General features: G+C 69.3%; 11 protein-coding genes. 7 read left to right on the top strand and 4 right to left on the bottom strand.

The features are described from left to right. Positions 1-151: 151 nt before the first annotated feature. From glgC to CWC38_RS07455, 4 genes are all read left to right on the top strand, one after another. Positions 152-1,396: a glucose-1-phosphate adenylyltransferase gene (gene glgC, locus CWC38_RS07470; RefSeq protein ID WP_121846168.1), complete on the top strand. Its 1,245-nt coding sequence runs from the start codon at positions 152-154 to the stop codon at positions 1,394-1,396. A gap of 63 nt (positions 1,397-1,459) precedes the next feature. Further along, the gene (gene pepN, locus CWC38_RS07465) at positions 1,460-4,159 is read left to right on the top strand and encodes an aminopeptidase N (protein WP_121846167.1); all 2,700 of its coding nucleotides are present in this window, start codon (positions 1,460-1,462) and stop codon (positions 4,157-4,159) included. Between the two features lie 115 nt (positions 4,160-4,274). Further along, the gene (locus CWC38_RS07460; protein ID WP_121846166.1) at positions 4,275-5,567 is read left to right on the top strand and encodes a hypothetical protein; all 1,293 of its coding nucleotides are present in this window, start codon (positions 4,275-4,277) and stop codon (positions 5,565-5,567) included. A 17-nt stretch (positions 5,568-5,584) separates the two neighbouring features. Then, complete coding sequence (locus CWC38_RS07455) at positions 5,585-7,282, top strand: ABC1 kinase family protein (protein ID WP_121846165.1); 1,698 nt, start codon at positions 5,585-5,587, stop codon at positions 7,280-7,282. A 39-nt stretch (positions 7,283-7,321) separates the two neighbouring features. Here CWC38_RS07455 and CWC38_RS07450 read toward each other — a convergent pair whose 3' ends face one another. Beyond that, entirely contained in the window at positions 7,322-8,089 is a 768-nt protein-coding gene (locus CWC38_RS07450; RefSeq protein ID WP_121846164.1) for a hypothetical protein, read from the bottom strand. 327 nt (positions 8,090-8,416) lie between these two features. On the opposite strand from CWC38_RS07450, the gene wecB reads away from it, so the two are divergent. Together wecB and CWC38_RS07440 are read left to right on the top strand one after the other, a co-directional pair. Then, positions 8,417-9,574, top strand: a complete 1,158-nt coding sequence (gene wecB, locus CWC38_RS07445) for a non-hydrolyzing UDP-N-acetylglucosamine 2-epimerase (protein ID WP_439108835.1) — start codon at positions 8,417-8,419, stop codon at positions 9,572-9,574. A gap of 46 nt (positions 9,575-9,620) precedes the next feature. After that, positions 9,621-10,970 (top strand): UDP-glucose dehydrogenase family protein, encoded by a 1,350-nt coding sequence (locus CWC38_RS07440; protein WP_121846162.1) that lies wholly within the window; start codon positions 9,621-9,623, stop codon positions 10,968-10,970. Positions 10,971-11,104: 134 nt separating this feature from the next. Here CWC38_RS07440 and wecC read toward each other — a convergent pair whose 3' ends face one another. From wecC to lplAB, 3 genes are all read right to left on the bottom strand, one after another. Next, positions 11,105-12,352, bottom strand: a complete 1,248-nt coding sequence (gene wecC / locus CWC38_RS07435; RefSeq protein ID WP_121846161.1) for a UDP-N-acetyl-D-mannosamine dehydrogenase — start codon at positions 12,350-12,352, stop codon at positions 11,105-11,107. Between the two features lie 147 nt (positions 12,353-12,499). After that, complete coding sequence (locus tag CWC38_RS07430) at positions 12,500-13,525, bottom strand: LCP family protein (protein ID WP_121846160.1); 1,026 nt, start codon at positions 13,523-13,525, stop codon at positions 12,500-12,502. 137 nt (positions 13,526-13,662) lie between these two features. Beyond that, positions 13,663-14,727, bottom strand: a complete 1,065-nt coding sequence (gene lplAB, locus CWC38_RS07425) for a lipoate-protein ligase LplAB (RefSeq protein WP_121846159.1) — start codon at positions 14,725-14,727, stop codon at positions 13,663-13,665. 188 nt (positions 14,728-14,915) lie between these two features. Here lplAB and CWC38_RS07420 point away from each other — a divergent pair, with 188 nt between their 5' ends. Continuing rightward, on the top strand, positions 14,916-15,176 hold the full coding sequence (locus tag CWC38_RS07420; RefSeq protein ID WP_055083062.1) for a type B 50S ribosomal protein L31: 261 nt from the start codon (positions 14,916-14,918) through the stop codon (positions 15,174-15,176). Positions 15,177-15,381 lie beyond the last annotated feature (205 nt).

Here is a 15,381-nt window from a genome sequence, read left to right as displayed (position 1 = left end):
GTGTGGTGCGGCGGGGAGACGTCCGGCGCAACGTGGGGAGATATTGCGTGCGGCCCGGGCCTGTGGGGGACAATGACGGGTGAGACCAGTCACCGTCGACGCCGCACCGCGGCCCGCGGGGTCGGACGCCCCGAGAAGTGGAGAGCCACCCATGTCACGCCAGAAGAAGGTCCTCGCCATCGTGTTGGCCGGCGGCGAGGGCAAGCGCCTCATGCCGCTCACCGAGGACCGTGCCAAGCCTGCCGTGCCGTTCGCGGGCGGCTACCGCCTGATCGACTTCGCGCTGTCCAACCTGGTGAACTCCGGTTATCTGCAGATCGTGGTGCTCACCCAGTACAAGTCCCACTCGCTGGACCGCCACCTGTCCGAGACGTGGCGGCTGTCCACCCAGCTGGGCAACTACGTGACCTCCGTGCCCGCGCAGCAGCGCCGCGGCAAGGACTGGTTCCTGGGTTCGGCCAACGCCATCTACCAGTCCATGAACCTGATCGACGACGCCGATCCGGACATCGTGGTGGTTGTGGGCGCGGACCATGTGTACCGGATGGACTTCGCGGACATGGTGGAGCGGCACATCGCCTCCGGCGCCAAGGCCACGGTGGCCGGGGTGCGCCAGCCGATGGCCACCGTGAAGTCCTTCGGTGTGATCGAGACGGACCCGCAGGCCCCCACCCGGATCACGCGCTTCGTGGAGAAGCCGGACACCACCGCTCCCCTGCCTGACGACCCCGACTCGTTCCTGGCGTCCATGGGCAACTACGTTTTCGACCGGGACGCCCTGGTGGAGGCCCTGCGCACGGACAACGAGAAGGCGGACACCCAGCACGACATGGGCGGGGACATCATGCCCTACTTCGCGCAGCGCGGTGAGGCCCTGGTGTACGACTTCACGCACAACGACGTCCCGGGCTCCACCGAGCGGGACCGGCAGTACTGGCGGGACGTGGGCACCCTGGACTCCTACTACGACTCGCACATGGACCTGATCCGTCCGTTGCCCGTGTTCAACCTCTACAACTACGACTGGCCCATCTACACCCACCAGATCATGGCCCCGCCGGCCAGGACCGTGCGCGGGCCCAACGGGCAGGCCGGCGTGGCCTTCGACTCCATCGTCTCCCCCGGTGTCCTCATCACGGGTGGGCACGTGGGCTCCTCGGTGCTCTCCCCCAAGGTCAAGGTGGAGCACGACGCCCGCGTGACGGAGTCCGTGCTCATGCAGAACGTGCAGATCGGCGCGGGGGCGACCGTGCACCGTTGCATCCTGGACAAGAACGTGGTGGTCCCCCCGGGGTTCACCGTGGGTCTGGACCGGGAGCAGGACCTTGCCCGCGGGCTCACGGTCACGGACTCCGGTCTCACGATCGCCCCGAAGAACTACCGCTTCGAGAAGTAGACGCACGGAGGGGCGGTGTCGCCGTGTGACCGGCGACACCGCGCCCGTGCCTACACTGGGGGCATGGGAGCCAGCCTGACGAGAGAAGAAGCAGCCACACGCGCGGAGCAGATCCGTGTGGAGGACTACCGGGTCACGGTGGACCTGTCCGGGGCGGAGGATCCCGCGAACACCACCTTCGGCTCCGAGGTGACGGTGCGGTTCACCGCCGAGGAGGGCGCGGAGACGTTCATCGACTTCATCCACGAGTCCGTCTCCAGCGTGGAGCTCAACGGCGAGGTCCTGGACGTGGACGACGTCGTGGAGGGCTCCCGGATCCGGCTTCCGGAGCTGGGCCAGGCCAATGAGCTGCGCGTGGTGGGCCGCGCGCTGTACTCCCGCTCGGGTGAGGGACTGCACCGCTACATCGACCCGCAGGACGGGGAGGTGTACATCTACACCCAGTACGAACCCGCGGACTGCCGCCGCGTGTTCGCGGTCTTCGAGCAGCCGGACCTCAAGGCGGTGTACCGATTCACGGTGATCACCCCCGCGCCGTGGCTCGCGGCGTCCAACGGGGAGCTGCTGAGCTCGGAGGCCACGGATTCGTGCGACGTCCCGGGTTCGGTGACCCACGAGTTCGCCCCCACGCAGCGGATCTCCAGCTACATCACCACCATCCTGGCCGGGCCCTACACGCGCGTCACGGACGAGTGGTCCGGCACGGGTTCCCAGGGTGAGGCCCTGACCGTTCCCCTGGCGCTGTACTGCCGCCGGGCGCTCGCGGAGCACATGGACGCCGAGGAGCTGTTCGCCCTCACCAAGCAGGGCCTGGACTTCTTCCCGCAGCTGTTCGGGGTGGCCTACCCGTGGGGCAAGTACGAGCAGGCGTTCGTGCCGGAGTACAACCTGGGGGCCATGGAGAACCCGGGAATGGTCACGTTCACGGAGGACTATCTCTTCCCCTCCGGCGCCACGCGGGCTCAGCTGGCGGGGCGTGCCAACACCCTCATGCACGAGATGTCCCACATGTGGTTCGGGGACCTGGTGACCATGCGCTGGTGGGACGACCTCTGGCTCAAGGAGTCCTTCGCGGAGTTCATGGGCGCGTACGCGTGCGTCCACGCCACGCAGTACACCGATGCCTGGGTCACGTTCGCCCTGGCCCGCAAGGAGTGGGCGTACCGGCAGGACCAGCTGCCCACCACCCACCCGGTCGTCGCGGACATCGTGGACCTCGAGGCCGCGCGCCAGAACTTCGACGGCATCACCTACGCCAAGGGCGCTTCGGTGCTCAAGCAGCTGGTCGCGTTCGTGGGGGAGGACGCCTTCATGGACGCGTGCCGCGCCTACTTCCGCCGCTTCGCGTTCGGCAACACGGACCTGGACGACTTCCTGGGCGTGCTGGACGAGGCGTGCGACCACGACGTCCGCGCCTGGGCGGACCTGTGGCTGCGCACCACGGGCGTCCCGGTCCTGGCCGTCACCGCGCCGGACGACGACGCCGCGCAGCCCGCCCGCGCGTCCCTCACCCAGGACGCCTCTCCCCTGCGCCCCCACGTGCTGACCGCGGGCAGCTATGCCCGGGAACTCGGCGGGGAGGCCGTGGTGAAGACCGCGCGTGTGGAGGTCCGCGTCCCGGCGGAGCCCGGAACCACGGAGCTGGCGGGCCTCGCGCCGAAGTCCGGGCCCGGTGGCACCCGTGGGGTGGGCGTGTCCCCCGGCGAGGGCCCCGACGGTTCGGACACCCCGGAGCCCTCCGAGGGCGCCGGAGCGGTGCTGCTGCTCAACGACACCGACCTCACCTACTGCCTGGCCCACCCGGACCCGCGGTCCCTGGCCGGGCTCGTGGAGATCGTGGGAGACATTGCGGACCCGCTGGCCCGCGCCGTCGCCCACTCGCAGCTGTGGGCCGCGGTGCGGGACGGGCGGCTGTGCCCCCGCGAGTACGTGCTCATGGTGGCCCGCCGCTGCACCGCGGAGACCCACGCCGCCATCCTCACCACCGTGCTGGACCACGCCCGTCAGGCGCTGGGCCAGTACGTCCCGGTCACGTACCGGACCACCGTGCGGCGCACGCTGCTGGACGCCCTCGGCGCCTCCATGCTGGCGGCGGAACCCGGTTCCGACGCCCAGCTGATTCTCGCCCGGGCCTTTGCCCGCGAGGCCGCCCGGGACGGCAAGTACGCGCGCCCCATCCAGGAGTGGCTCGGTGGAGCGCAGTCGGTGCCCGGGCTGCAGCTCACCCCGCAGCTGCGCTGGACCATGCTCACCGCGGTGACCGCCACCGGCCACAGCACCGTGTCCGAGCTGGAGCGCGAGCACGCGCAGGACCCCACCCGTGACGGTCACCTGGGCTACCTGGAGGCGGCGGCCGCCATGCGCTCGGACCGCTCCAAGGAGCAGGCGTGGGAGCGGATCGCCTCCGGCACGCTCTCCAACGACGAGCTCAGTGCCACGGTCTCCGGGTTCCAGCTCGCGGCCCCCGCGGTGCTGCACCGCTACGAGGACTCGTACTTCGAGCACCTCTCGGGGTGGTGGGCCGGGCACTCCATGGAGATCGCCACCCGCATGGTCCGCGGACTGTACCCGCGCGCGGTGGACGCGCAGGCGGCGTCGTCGGACCCTGCTGCCGCGGCCGCGGAGCACCCCGTGGTGCGCGCCACCCGGGACTGGCTCGGGCAGAACGCGGACGCCCCCGCAGCCCTGCGGCGCATCGTCACGGAGCTCGGGGACGACGCCGAGCGGGCCGTGCGGCTACAGGTGATGTGCCTGTCCCGGTGAGCTCCGCGCGCCCGGTGTCCACACACCGGATGAACGTCGATGCACACGGATCAACGGATAGCATGAGAGGCGATGCTGCGGCGGAGCACCCGCCAGCGTGACAGCGAGGGAGAACATGACCGATTACGCGCTCAACGACCGGGGGTCCTTGGACGTCGTCACCGAGAACTTCTACGACGCCGAGATCATGCGGGTGTTCGGTGGTCTCTCCGCGGGTCGTGCGCAGAGCTGGGACGGGATGGCGACGCTCGTCCCCGAACCGGACAACCCCTTCGACCCCCGCACCGTCTCCGTGCGCGTGGGAGAGAACAAGGTGGCGCACCTGCCCTCCGAGGACGCGCACCGGTACTGGCACCCGCTCGCGCGCGTGATCGCCTCGGGCTACAAGCCCGTGGTTCCGCTGCACCTGGAGGCCGAGCTGCTGCGCCAGGACGGCCAGGCGGAGGTGGCCGCCCGTGCGGTCATCGACATCGCTCCCCCGGACCTGCTGTTCCCCCTCAACACGGCACCCGCGCAGGCCGCCGTGCTGCCCCAGGGCTCCTCCATCAAGGTGCTGGACGAGCAGGACTTCGCCGAGTACCTGCACTCGATCGTCCCCGCGTCCGGGGAGGGCCGGGTGATCCTCACCCTCGAGGTCAACAAGGTGCGCAACTCCCACGGCGTCACCGTGGACACCGTGGACGTGCTGTACGAGCGCAAGCAGGTGGGGCGGCTCTCCACGCAGATGTCCCAGCAGTTCATCCCGATCATCAACCACGCCTTCGAGCACGATCTCCTCACCGCGGTGTGGGGCACCATCCGCGGCTCGTCCTTCGAGGTCTCCATGACCCTGCAGGCCGCGCGTGCCGCCGAGGTCCCCGCGCAGTGGTTCACGGAGCTGCCGAACGACGTCCCCGAGCTGCTCCCGGACGCCGAGGAGTTCGAGGTGCCCCCGGCCTACGTGGCCGTGGAGTCCGACCGCGGGCGCAACGCCAGGAAGTGGCGCCGTGGGTTCTCCGCAGCGCACCCCGAGACCCCCGCCTCCGGCTCCAGCTCCGCGGCCGCGGCCGCCCGCGGATTCGCCGCACGGCTGCGCGGTGACGCCGGGCGCACCGAGGCGCCGCGGGCGGCGACCACCACCGCGCTCGACGATGCCGCCCCCGTCCGCGGTGGCGGCTCGCCCACCGGGGCGGCCCCCGTTCCGGAGCGCACCGGAGAGGTGCAGAGCGGTGCCCCGGCCCCCGGCGGGGCGGTGTCGCGCCTGGTGAGCGGGCTGCGGCCCGTGGTGACCGCGCTGCTGGTGCTCACCGTGGTCCTGGTGCTCCTGGGAATCATCATGCTGGGTGTGGAACCATTGGTCACCACGCTCGTCCTGATCGTGGCCGTGGCCACCGGATTCATGGCCATGTACCTCCACAGAACGCTGTAAGGGGTTCTTGCACCCGTATGATTTCCCGCCGCGAACGGTTCCTGCAGATCATCGAGGTCCTCACCAAGCACGGCTTCGGATTCGCCCTGGGTGGGCTGAAGCCGCAGTGGCGGGCTCCGCTGGCGCGGGTGAAGCTCATCGACCCGCAGACCATCCACTCCCAGCCGGAGCACCTGCGGATGGCCCTGGAGGAACTGGGGCCCACGTTCGTCAAGCTCGGCCAGCTGGCCTCCACCCGCCCCGACCTGCTGCCGCCGGGCTACTCCGAGGAGCTGCTCAAGCTCCAGGACCACACCCCGCCCATTCCCGTGGAGCAGATCCGCGCGATGATCGAGGCGGAGCCGGACTCCCAGGCGGAGGAGATCCTCACGCACATGGACCCGGACCCCGTGGCCACCGGCTCCATCGGCCAGGCGCACGCCGCCACCTTCCAGGGCCACCAGGTGATCGTCAAGGTGCGCCGCCCGGGAGTCACGGACGAGGTGAACCGGGACCTGGAGATCCTGCAGGACATGGCCAAGTGGGTCTCCCGGTACTGGGTGGCCGCCCAGGACTACGACCTCGAGGGCGTGGTGGAGGAGTTCAGCACCTCCCTGCGGGACGAGCTGGACTTCCTGCAGGAGGCCCGGAACTCGCAGCGCATGGCAGAGAACTTCACGGGCCACCCGCAGATCCACATCCCGCAGATCTACTGGGAGGCCACCACCTCCCGGGTGCTCACCATGGAGCGGATGTTCGGTGTCAAGATCAACGACTACCCCGCGCTCGAGGCGGAGGGGATCAACCGCCACCTGCTGGCCAGGGAGGCCACGGGCGCCATCTGCAAGATGGTGTTCGAGGACGGGTTCTTCCACGCGGACCCGCACCCCGGGAACCTGTTCGTGGAGCCGGACGGCCGGATCGCAATCATCGACTTCGGCATGGTGGGCAACCTCACCGAGGATTTCCGGGACCACCTGATCACACTGCTGCTGGGCGTGGTGCAGAACAACCCGAGGCGGGCGGCCACCGGGCTGCTGGGCCTCACGGACAGCGGGCAGCACGACGTCTCCAAGCGTGAGATCGAGAAGGACGTGGCGGTCATGATGCGCCGCTACGCCAACAAGCCCCTGGAAGAGGTGCGCGTGGGCGCCCTCATGGCGGACCTGATCTCCGTGCTGCGCCACCACAAGCTGCAGCTGCCCCGCCAGTCCGCCCTGCTGCTGCGGATGCTCGTCACCGCGGAGTCCATGGGCACGGGCCTGGACCCGAAGTTCGACCTGGTCTCCTCGGTGCAGCCGTACGCGGAACGGTTCATCATCCACCGGCTCTCCCCCGAGATGCTGCTGAACCGCCTGCGCTCCACCGTGGAGGACGCGGTGCAGATGGGCGCGGACGTGCCCGAGTACGTGCGGCGACTCATGGTGGTGCTCGAGCGCGGCGGCTTCGACGTGCACCTGCGCACGGACGAACTCGACCCGCTCGTGAAGTCCGGCGCGAAGATCGGCCACCACGTGGTGGCCGGCGGGGTGATCGCCGCGACGATCAACGGCACGGCGCACATCATCGCCTCGGACCCCGATCGGTGGAAGAAGTACCACACGCCGCTGATCGTGGGGGGCATGTCCACGGTGGGGGTGCTCAGCGGCTACCTGGCAGTGTCCTCCAACGTGGACCGGGTGCGCAGCGTGGCGCGGATCCTGCGCGGGAACCGTCAGAAGCGCACGGTCCGCTGAGCGCGGTCCCGGCAGACGGCCGCCGGTGCACCCACCGGGTCAGAGCTGCTCCCACACCGTGAACGAGTTGCTGGGCCGAGGCTTGCTGGACCACTGCGCAGAACGGGACTCATCCACCCGGGCGCGGGCCTGTTCCAGCGACCTCAGGTCCAGGGGCAGCTGAGCGCCGTCCGCGAAGTCCCGCAGGGGCCTGCTGGTCGGGATCACGGTGCGCCGCATGTGCTGCACTCCGGGTACCTGCCTGGTGAGCGTGCAGTAGGCCACGCCCGGTTGCTTCTGGTTGGCCACGAGCACCCGGAGGATCTCCACTCCCTCCGGGGAGAGCAGCAGCTCCATCAGCTGCGCCTCCAGGGCCAGGACGGCGGTGCCGCCCTGCACGACCTCGTAGTACGGACCGTAGGCACCATCCACGAACCGCACCTCGGCGTCGGGGTGGTTGGCCAGGAAGCAGCCCACCTCTCCGAGCCCGATCAGGACTTCCGTGAAGGAGTCCAGGAGGCCCACAGCCAGCAGCTGGTTCTTGACCGCCGCCCGGCCACGCAGCCTGTTCTGGCGCCGCATGATGGCACGGATCTCGATCTCGAACGCGGACGGCCCCAGCTGCATGATGGTGAAGTCCTGCTCGTACTCTTCCAGGACGTTGTCCGCAGTGCCGAGGATGTGACCGGCGAGCAGCTGCAGACCGGTGAAGCTCTCCCGCATCTGTGCCTGCGGCAGGGGGAGCTGGAGTCCCCGCTCGTCCGTGTAGGTGGCCAGCACCGGGATGCGGGCTCTGCCGGTGGGTGTCGCTGCGGAACGTGCTGCCACAGTGCTCTCCTCGAACTGCCCCGAAAATCGTATTCAATGATGCGCCACCTCATGTGTAGCGCAGAATGTCGGGGAATTCCCGAGGGCGGCACCGTGATTCCCAGGCGTTTATGCAACGGTCAACCTGCATTCATATGCACACAGTGTAGGCCACCTATCCACCGGGCATTATGACGACCTACAAATACTTTTGTGGTCTCTAAGGGGCACCTTCATGCGCACTTGCCCCTCTTGGGGGGTGGTTCCCATAGACTGTGCCCCGTACGGGACGAACGGTGGGGCGCCGCAGGCCGCGCCTTGCCGGATCCTCCACGGGACCAGAAGAGGATGTACTGCGTGTTCACGATCATGCCGATTTACGGCACCCGCCCGGAAGCCATCAAGATGGCGCCGATCGTCAAGGTCCTGCAGGACAGCGCGCAGTTCCGGTGCGTGGTCACCGTGACCGGCCAGCACCGCGAGATGCTGGACCAGGTGAACGAGATCTTCGACATCACCCCGGACCACGACCTCAACATCATCCAGCCCCGCCAGACCCTCAACGGAGTGCTCACCCGCACGGTGGAGGGCCTGGACGCGATCTTCGCGGAGAACGCCCCGGACGCCGTCGTCGTCCAGGGCGACACCACCACCTCCACCGCCGGCGCGATCGCCGCCTTCTACCGGGGCATCCCCGTGATCCACGCGGAGGCCGGGCTGCGCTCCTTCAACCTGTTCTCCCCGTTCCCGGAGGAGGCCAACCGCAAGATCACCTCCCAGATCACGTCCCTGCACCTGGCGCCCACGAGCACCTCCAGGGAGAACCTGCTGCGGGAGGCCCTGCCGGAGCAGGACATCGTGGTCACGGGCAACACCGTGATCGACGCCCTGCTGCACACCGTGGAGCGGCAGCTGCCGTTCTCGGACCCGCAGCTCGAAGAGATCGGCGCCTCGGGCCGCCGCGTGCTGCTGGTGACCACGCACCGTCGCGAGAACCAGGGAAAGGCCATGCGCGGCGTCGGGCGCGCCCTGGCGCGGATCGCGGAGGCCGAGCCGGAGCTGGCCATCGTGCTGCCCGCCCACCGCAACCCCGTGGTGCGCGAGGCCGTGCTGCCCGCCATCGAGGGCAAGTCCAACGTGGTGGTCACCGAACCCCTCGCGTACGGCGAGTTCACGCGCATGCTGTCCGTGGCCCACGTGGTGCTCACGGACTCCGGCGGGGTCCAGGAGGAGGCGCCCTCCCTCGGCAAGCCCGTGCTGGTGATGCGCGAGAACACCGAGCGCCCCGAGGCCGTGACCGCCGGGACCGTGAAGCTCATCGGCACGGACGAGGAACGGATCGTCACCGAGGTGGACCGGCTGCTCAACGACGCCGCCGCCTACCGGCAGATGGCCAACGCCGTGAACCCCTACGGTGACGGCAGGGCCGCGCAGCGCTCCCTGGCCGCAATTGAGCAGATGTTCGGCGTGGGGACGCGCATCGCGGACTTCGACCCCCGGGACTGACCCTCCCTCTCTCCCAGTTCCCCGTCAGGAAGGGCGTACCCGCCTCATGCGTATGACCGTGATCGGCACCGGATACCTGGGCGCCACCCACGCCGTGGCCATGGCCGAGCTGGGCCACGAGGTTCTCGGGGTGGACGTGGACCAGGCGAAGATCGACACGCTGTCCGCGGGCCGCGTCCCGTTCCACGAACCGGGCCTGCCGGAGCTGCTGCGCACCCACGTGGCCTCGGGCGCCGTGCGGTTCACCACCTCCTACGAGGAGGCCGGGGCGTTCGGGGACGTCCACTTCGTGGGCGTGGGCACCCCGCAGAAGCGCACCGGCCACGCCGCGGACATGACGTACGTGGACGCCGCGGTGGAGCAGATCGCGCGCGCCGCGGACCACGACTGCGTGATCGCGGGCAAGTCCACGGTGCCCGTGGGCTCGGCCGCGCGCCTGCAGGACGCCGCTCGAGCGGCTGCCCGGGACGGCGTCACCGTGGACCTCGCGTGGAACCCGGAGTTCCTGCGCGAGGGCCACGCTGTGGAGGACACCCTGCGCCCCGACCGCATGGTGCTGGGCGTGGAGCACGACGACGCCGCCCGGCCCACCCCGGGTGCCGAGCGCGCCGAGGCCACGCTGCGCGAGGTCTACGCCCACCAGCTGGCGGCGAACACCCCGTTCATCGTGACCGACTACCAGACCGCGGAGCTCGTGAAGGTGGCGGCGAACAGCTTCCTGGCCACCAAGATCAGCTTCATCAACGCCTTGTCCGAGATCACGGAGACGGTGGGCGGGGACATCCGCACGCTCGCGGACGCGATCGGGCTGGACGACCGGATCGGGCGCAAGTTCCTCAACGCCGGTGTGGGCTTCGGCGGGGGGTGCCTGCCCAAGGACATCCGCGCCCTGCGTGCCCGCGCGTCCGAACTGGGCCTGGACCAGTCCCTGCGGTTCCTCGCCGAGGTGGACGACATCAACCTGCGCCGGCGCGAGCACACCGTGCAGCTGGCGGTGCAGGAGTGCGGCGGTTCGCTGCACGGGGCGAAGATCGCGGTGCTCGGCGCCGCGTTCAAGCCCGAGTCCGACGACGTCCGGGACTCCCCCGCCCTGGACATCGCGGCCCGCCTGCACTCCATGGGTGCGGACGTACGCCTCTACGACCCCCAGGCGAACGCCAACGCCGCCCGGCGTTACCCCCGCCTGGACTACGTGGACTCGCTCGACGCCGCCGTGATCGGCGCGCGGGTGACGTTGCTGCTCACCGAGTGGCGGGAGTTCCGGGAGATGGACCCCTTGTTCGTGAAGTCGCTCGTGGGCTCCCCCACGATCATCGACGGGCGGAACGTGCTGGACCCCGCGGCGTGGCAGGGTGCCGGGTGGCGGTATGTGGCGCTGGGGCGGCGCGCCGACTAGTCCCTGACCCGTCATCCCGCCCGCCTCCGAGCGGTCCCTGGTGCCGCTGTACGGGCGGCCGAGAGCAAGCGGTGGGGTGGCCTCCAGATAACGCGGCCGTGTCCCCACCGCCCGCGGGCCGGATCACGAACGGGTCAGCGCCACAAGCCCTTGGTATCCACCACGGCCTTGTCCTTCAGCGCGGCAGCGGGAAGGGCCTTGAATTCGTCGTGGTCGACGAGGAGTAGCACCACGTCCGCGCGCTCGATGGCATCCTCGTACGGGGCGAACTCCACGTTGGGCAGCCCGTGCAGCGCCGCCGGCAGTTCACGCACGTTCGGTTCCACGGCCAACACGGTGGCGTGAGAGACGTGCTCCGCCAGCTCACGCGTGATGCTCATGGCCGGCGACTCGCGCAGGTCGTCGATGTTCGCCTTGAACGCGAGTCCGAGCGCCGCGATCACCGGGGACTCCACGTGTGCGCATGCTTCCTCCACCTTCCGGATGACCCACCGGGGCTTGCCGTCGTTGACCTCGCGGGCCGTGCGGATGAGCTTGGAGTTCTCCCGGTCCGCGGCCACGATGAACCACGGGTCCACCGCGATGCAGTGTCCACCCACTCCGGGGCCCGGCTGCAGGATGTTCACGCGGGGGTGGTGGTTGGCCAGCTCGATGAGCTCCCACACGTCGATCCCCAGGTTGTCGGCGATCAGCGAGAGCTCGTTGGCGAACGCGATGTTCACGTCCCGGAAGCTGTTCTCCGTGAGCTTGGACATCTCCGCGGTGACGTCGTCCGTGGCCAGCAGCTCGCCCTCGCAGAAGGATGCGTAGACTTCCCTCGCGCGGCGAGCGGCCTCGGGGGTGCGGCCACCGATGATGCGGTCGTTGGAGATCAGCTCCTCGAGCGCCTTGCCCGGCAGGATCCGCTCGGGGCAGTAGGCGAAGTGCACCACGGGTTTGCCGTCTTCCCCGTCCAGGGAGAGGTCCGGACGCAGCTCCATGACCTTGGCCGCGAGCTTCTGGGTGGTGCGTGGCGGGGAGGTGGACTCCAGGATCACGGTCTCGTCACCGCGCAACTGGGGGGCGATCGACTCGGCCGCGGACATGATGTAGGAGAGGTCGCCCTCGTGGTTGTCCTGGAAGGGCGTGGGCACCGCGATCACGAACGCGTCCCCGTGCTGCATGTCCGTGGTGGCCGTGAGCTGACCGCTTTCCACGGCCCGTTGGAGCTGCTCCTCGAGACCCGGCTCCACGATGGTGACCTCGCCCCGCTGGATCCGCTCCACCGCGGCCGCGTTGACGTCCACGCCGTGCACCCGCACCCCGTGGTTGGCCATCACCACCGCAGTGGGGAGACCGATGTACCCCAGTCCCACGAACACGACTTCCAACGACTTGCTCATTGACGCACCTCATCAGGTTTGGATAAACGACCAGTTCAGCCTAGGTCATCATCTCGTCGGTCGAGGGGAGACAGCATTGCCACGGGCTGCACAGGTCGAGGCCGCCCACGGGGGCGAGCCCTTACAAACGCTCCGCCCCGGACGTCCTCAGCCCTGCGACGTGACAGTCTTGGCGTAGTCGCCCAGGGTGCCGTCCGAGATGGCCTTGCCGATGGCCTTCATGGCCGCCTCGTCCGCCACGATGATCGACTGCCCGTCCGCGGAGGTCCCCACACCCTTGTTGGGCACGGTGAACATGTGGATGTCGCCGCTGCCCAGCCCCACGAGCTTGGGGGCCTGCTGCGCGATCCACCCGGAGGTCAGGCCCTCGCTCACCGTGAGGTAGGGCGAGATCTGCTTGACCACCTCGTTGAGCTTCACGGGATTCGTCACAGTGCCGGCACTCACCAGCTTGTCGATCATGGCCCGCAGGTAGATCCGCTGATCACGCACGCGCTGGTAGTCGCCGTCGTCGAACGCGTAGCGCTCGCGCACGAAGGTCAGGGCGCGCTTGCCGTCCATCTGCTGCGGGCCGGCGTCGTAGTGCTCGCCCTCCTTGGTGGTGAAGGCCACGGGCACGTCCACGGTGACACCGCCCAGGGCATCGGTGAGACCCTCGAACCCGGCGAAGTCCACCAGGGCCACCTCGTCCACGCGGGTGTCGAAGTTCTCCTCGATCGTGCTGACCATCTTGGGCATCCCGCCCTGGTCCAGCGCCGCATTGATCTTGGCCTCCCCCACCCCGGGGATGTTCACCCACGTGTCCCGCATGATGGACATGACGTACATCTGGCCGCCGTCCTCGGGGATGTGCACCAGCATGATGGAGTCCGCGCGGGTGCCGGTGACATCCGGGTCCACACCGTCGGGGCGCTTGTCCGAGCCCAGCAGCAGCACCGTGGTGCCGCTGTCCTCCGCGGAGCCCTTGGCCGGCCGGCCGGACTCCTCCGGGAAGGCGTTGCCCAGCGAGCTGGCGCCACGGTCGAAGTTCCTGCCGAGGTTCCACACGAACAGGCCGGCGGCCACCGCGACGACCAGCACGAGCGCCAGCAGGACCAGGAGGATGGTGCGCCCGGTGTGGCTCTTCCGGGGGCGGGGGCGTTCTTCGGGGAACTCGTTCTGGTTCAGGGACACGTGGCACTCCGGGGCTGGGGGGTTACGAATCGTGCGACACTCACCGGACGTCGTTCCCGACCCGGCCCCGAGGCGCACTGCTCACCCCGGGGACGGGGCGGAACCGCAGGGTCACCGGTTGATTTCGCACATACTACTCACGGCACCCGGTGGAACCACTGCTCGGTGCCGAACTTGTGCGCCACCAGGTGCCTCGCCGCGGCGAGTTCGCTGTCTGAGACCTTACCAACCCGGGCCCCGTAGCGGTCCGTGAACGTGCGCGCCAGAGCGGCGATGACGTCCTGGCGGGCCATGCCCGTCTGGCGCCGCAGCGGGTCCACCCGCTTCTTCGCCGAGCGGATCCCCTTGTCCGAGAGCTTCTCCTTGCCGATCCGCAGCACGTCCGTCATCTTCTCGGCGTCGATGTCGTAGCTCATGGTCACGTGGTGCACCATCCCGCCGTTCGCGAAGCGCTTCTGCGCAGCCCCGCCGATCTTGCCCTGGGGCGTGGCGATGTCGTTGAGGGGCACGTAGAACGCCTCGACGCCCAGCTCGGCGAAACCCTGCATGACCCAGGCGTCCAGGAACGGGTAGGAGTCCGCGAAACTCATCCCGTCCACGAGGCTCTGCGGCACGTACAGCGAATACGTGATGCAGTTGCCGGCCTCCATGAACATGGCGCCGCCCCCGGAGACCCGCCGGACCACCTGCACACCGTGGCGGCGAGCGCCCTCGGCGTCCACCTCGTTGCCCACGGACTGGAAGGAGCCGATGACCACGGCGGGTTCGTCCCAGTCCCAGAAGCGCAGCGTGGGCGGGCGGTGTCCGGCGCCCACCTCGCGGGCCAGCACCTCGTCCAGGGCCAGGTTCTCCAGGGTGGGGCGCACCTGGGCGGGGATGACCTCCCACTCGTGATCCGCCCAGCTGGTGGCCTTCGCCAGGGCCCGGCGGACCGCGATCACCACGGCGCGGGCGTCGAAGCCGAAGAGCACGGCGTCCTTGGGCAGGGCGGCCTCGATGCGCTGCTGGATGGCTGCGGGCTCGGTGTCCTCCGGCAGTCCGGTCAGTGCGGCGTTGATGTCCGCGAGCGCCTCGTCCGGTTCCAGGAAGAAGTCCCCGTTGATCGAGACCTCGGTGAGGCGGTGGTCGGTCACGGTGAAGTCCGCGACCACCAGTTTCCCGCCCAGGACCTTGTACTCGCCGTGTGCGCGTGACGTGCTCATGACTGGCCTTTCCTCGTGGCAGCTGCGGTCCTCCGATCGTATGCTTCTCCCCCGGTGGGCGGCGGGCAGTTCGTGCGTGCGTGCCGGCGGGCGTATGATAGGGCGTTGGTGTGTCGAGTTCACGAGCACACCGCATCCGAGCAACGCCGTGCCTGGCAAAATCCAGGCACCTACAGAAGGTTGACACCATGAAGGCTGACATCCACCCGGACTACCACCCGGTCCTCTTCCGCGACCTCGCCTCCGGCAAGGTCGTGCTCACTCGTTCTACCGCCACCTCCTCCAAGACGGAGACGTGGGAGGACGGCAACGAGTACCCGATCATCGAGGTCGAGATCTCCTCCGAGTCCCACCCGTTCTACACGGGCAAGCAGCGCATCATGGACTCCGCCGGCCGCGTGGAGCGCTTCAACCAGCGGTTCGCGAACTTCGGGAAGTCCTCCAAGTAGCACCGGCTCTTCCCGTCACGCCCGGTCCACCCTCACGGTGGGCCGGGCGTTTCTCGTGCCCGGGCCTCGCCGGCCGGTGGACGGTGGCTGGTGGACGCTGGCTGGTGGGCGGGACGCTCGGAACCGGTGCAGGGCCCGGCGCCGAGCCCGGAGCCGCCGTTGCGGGCACCGCCCCCGCGGGACGGGCCACGAGCCCGCTCCACCC

It is taken from the genome of Kocuria tytonicola, assembly GCF_003687455.1.
Classification (GTDB): domain Bacteria; phylum Actinomycetota; class Actinomycetes; order Actinomycetales; family Micrococcaceae; genus Kocuria; species Kocuria tytonicola.
This window is presented reverse-complemented; position numbering and strand designations above follow the sequence as displayed.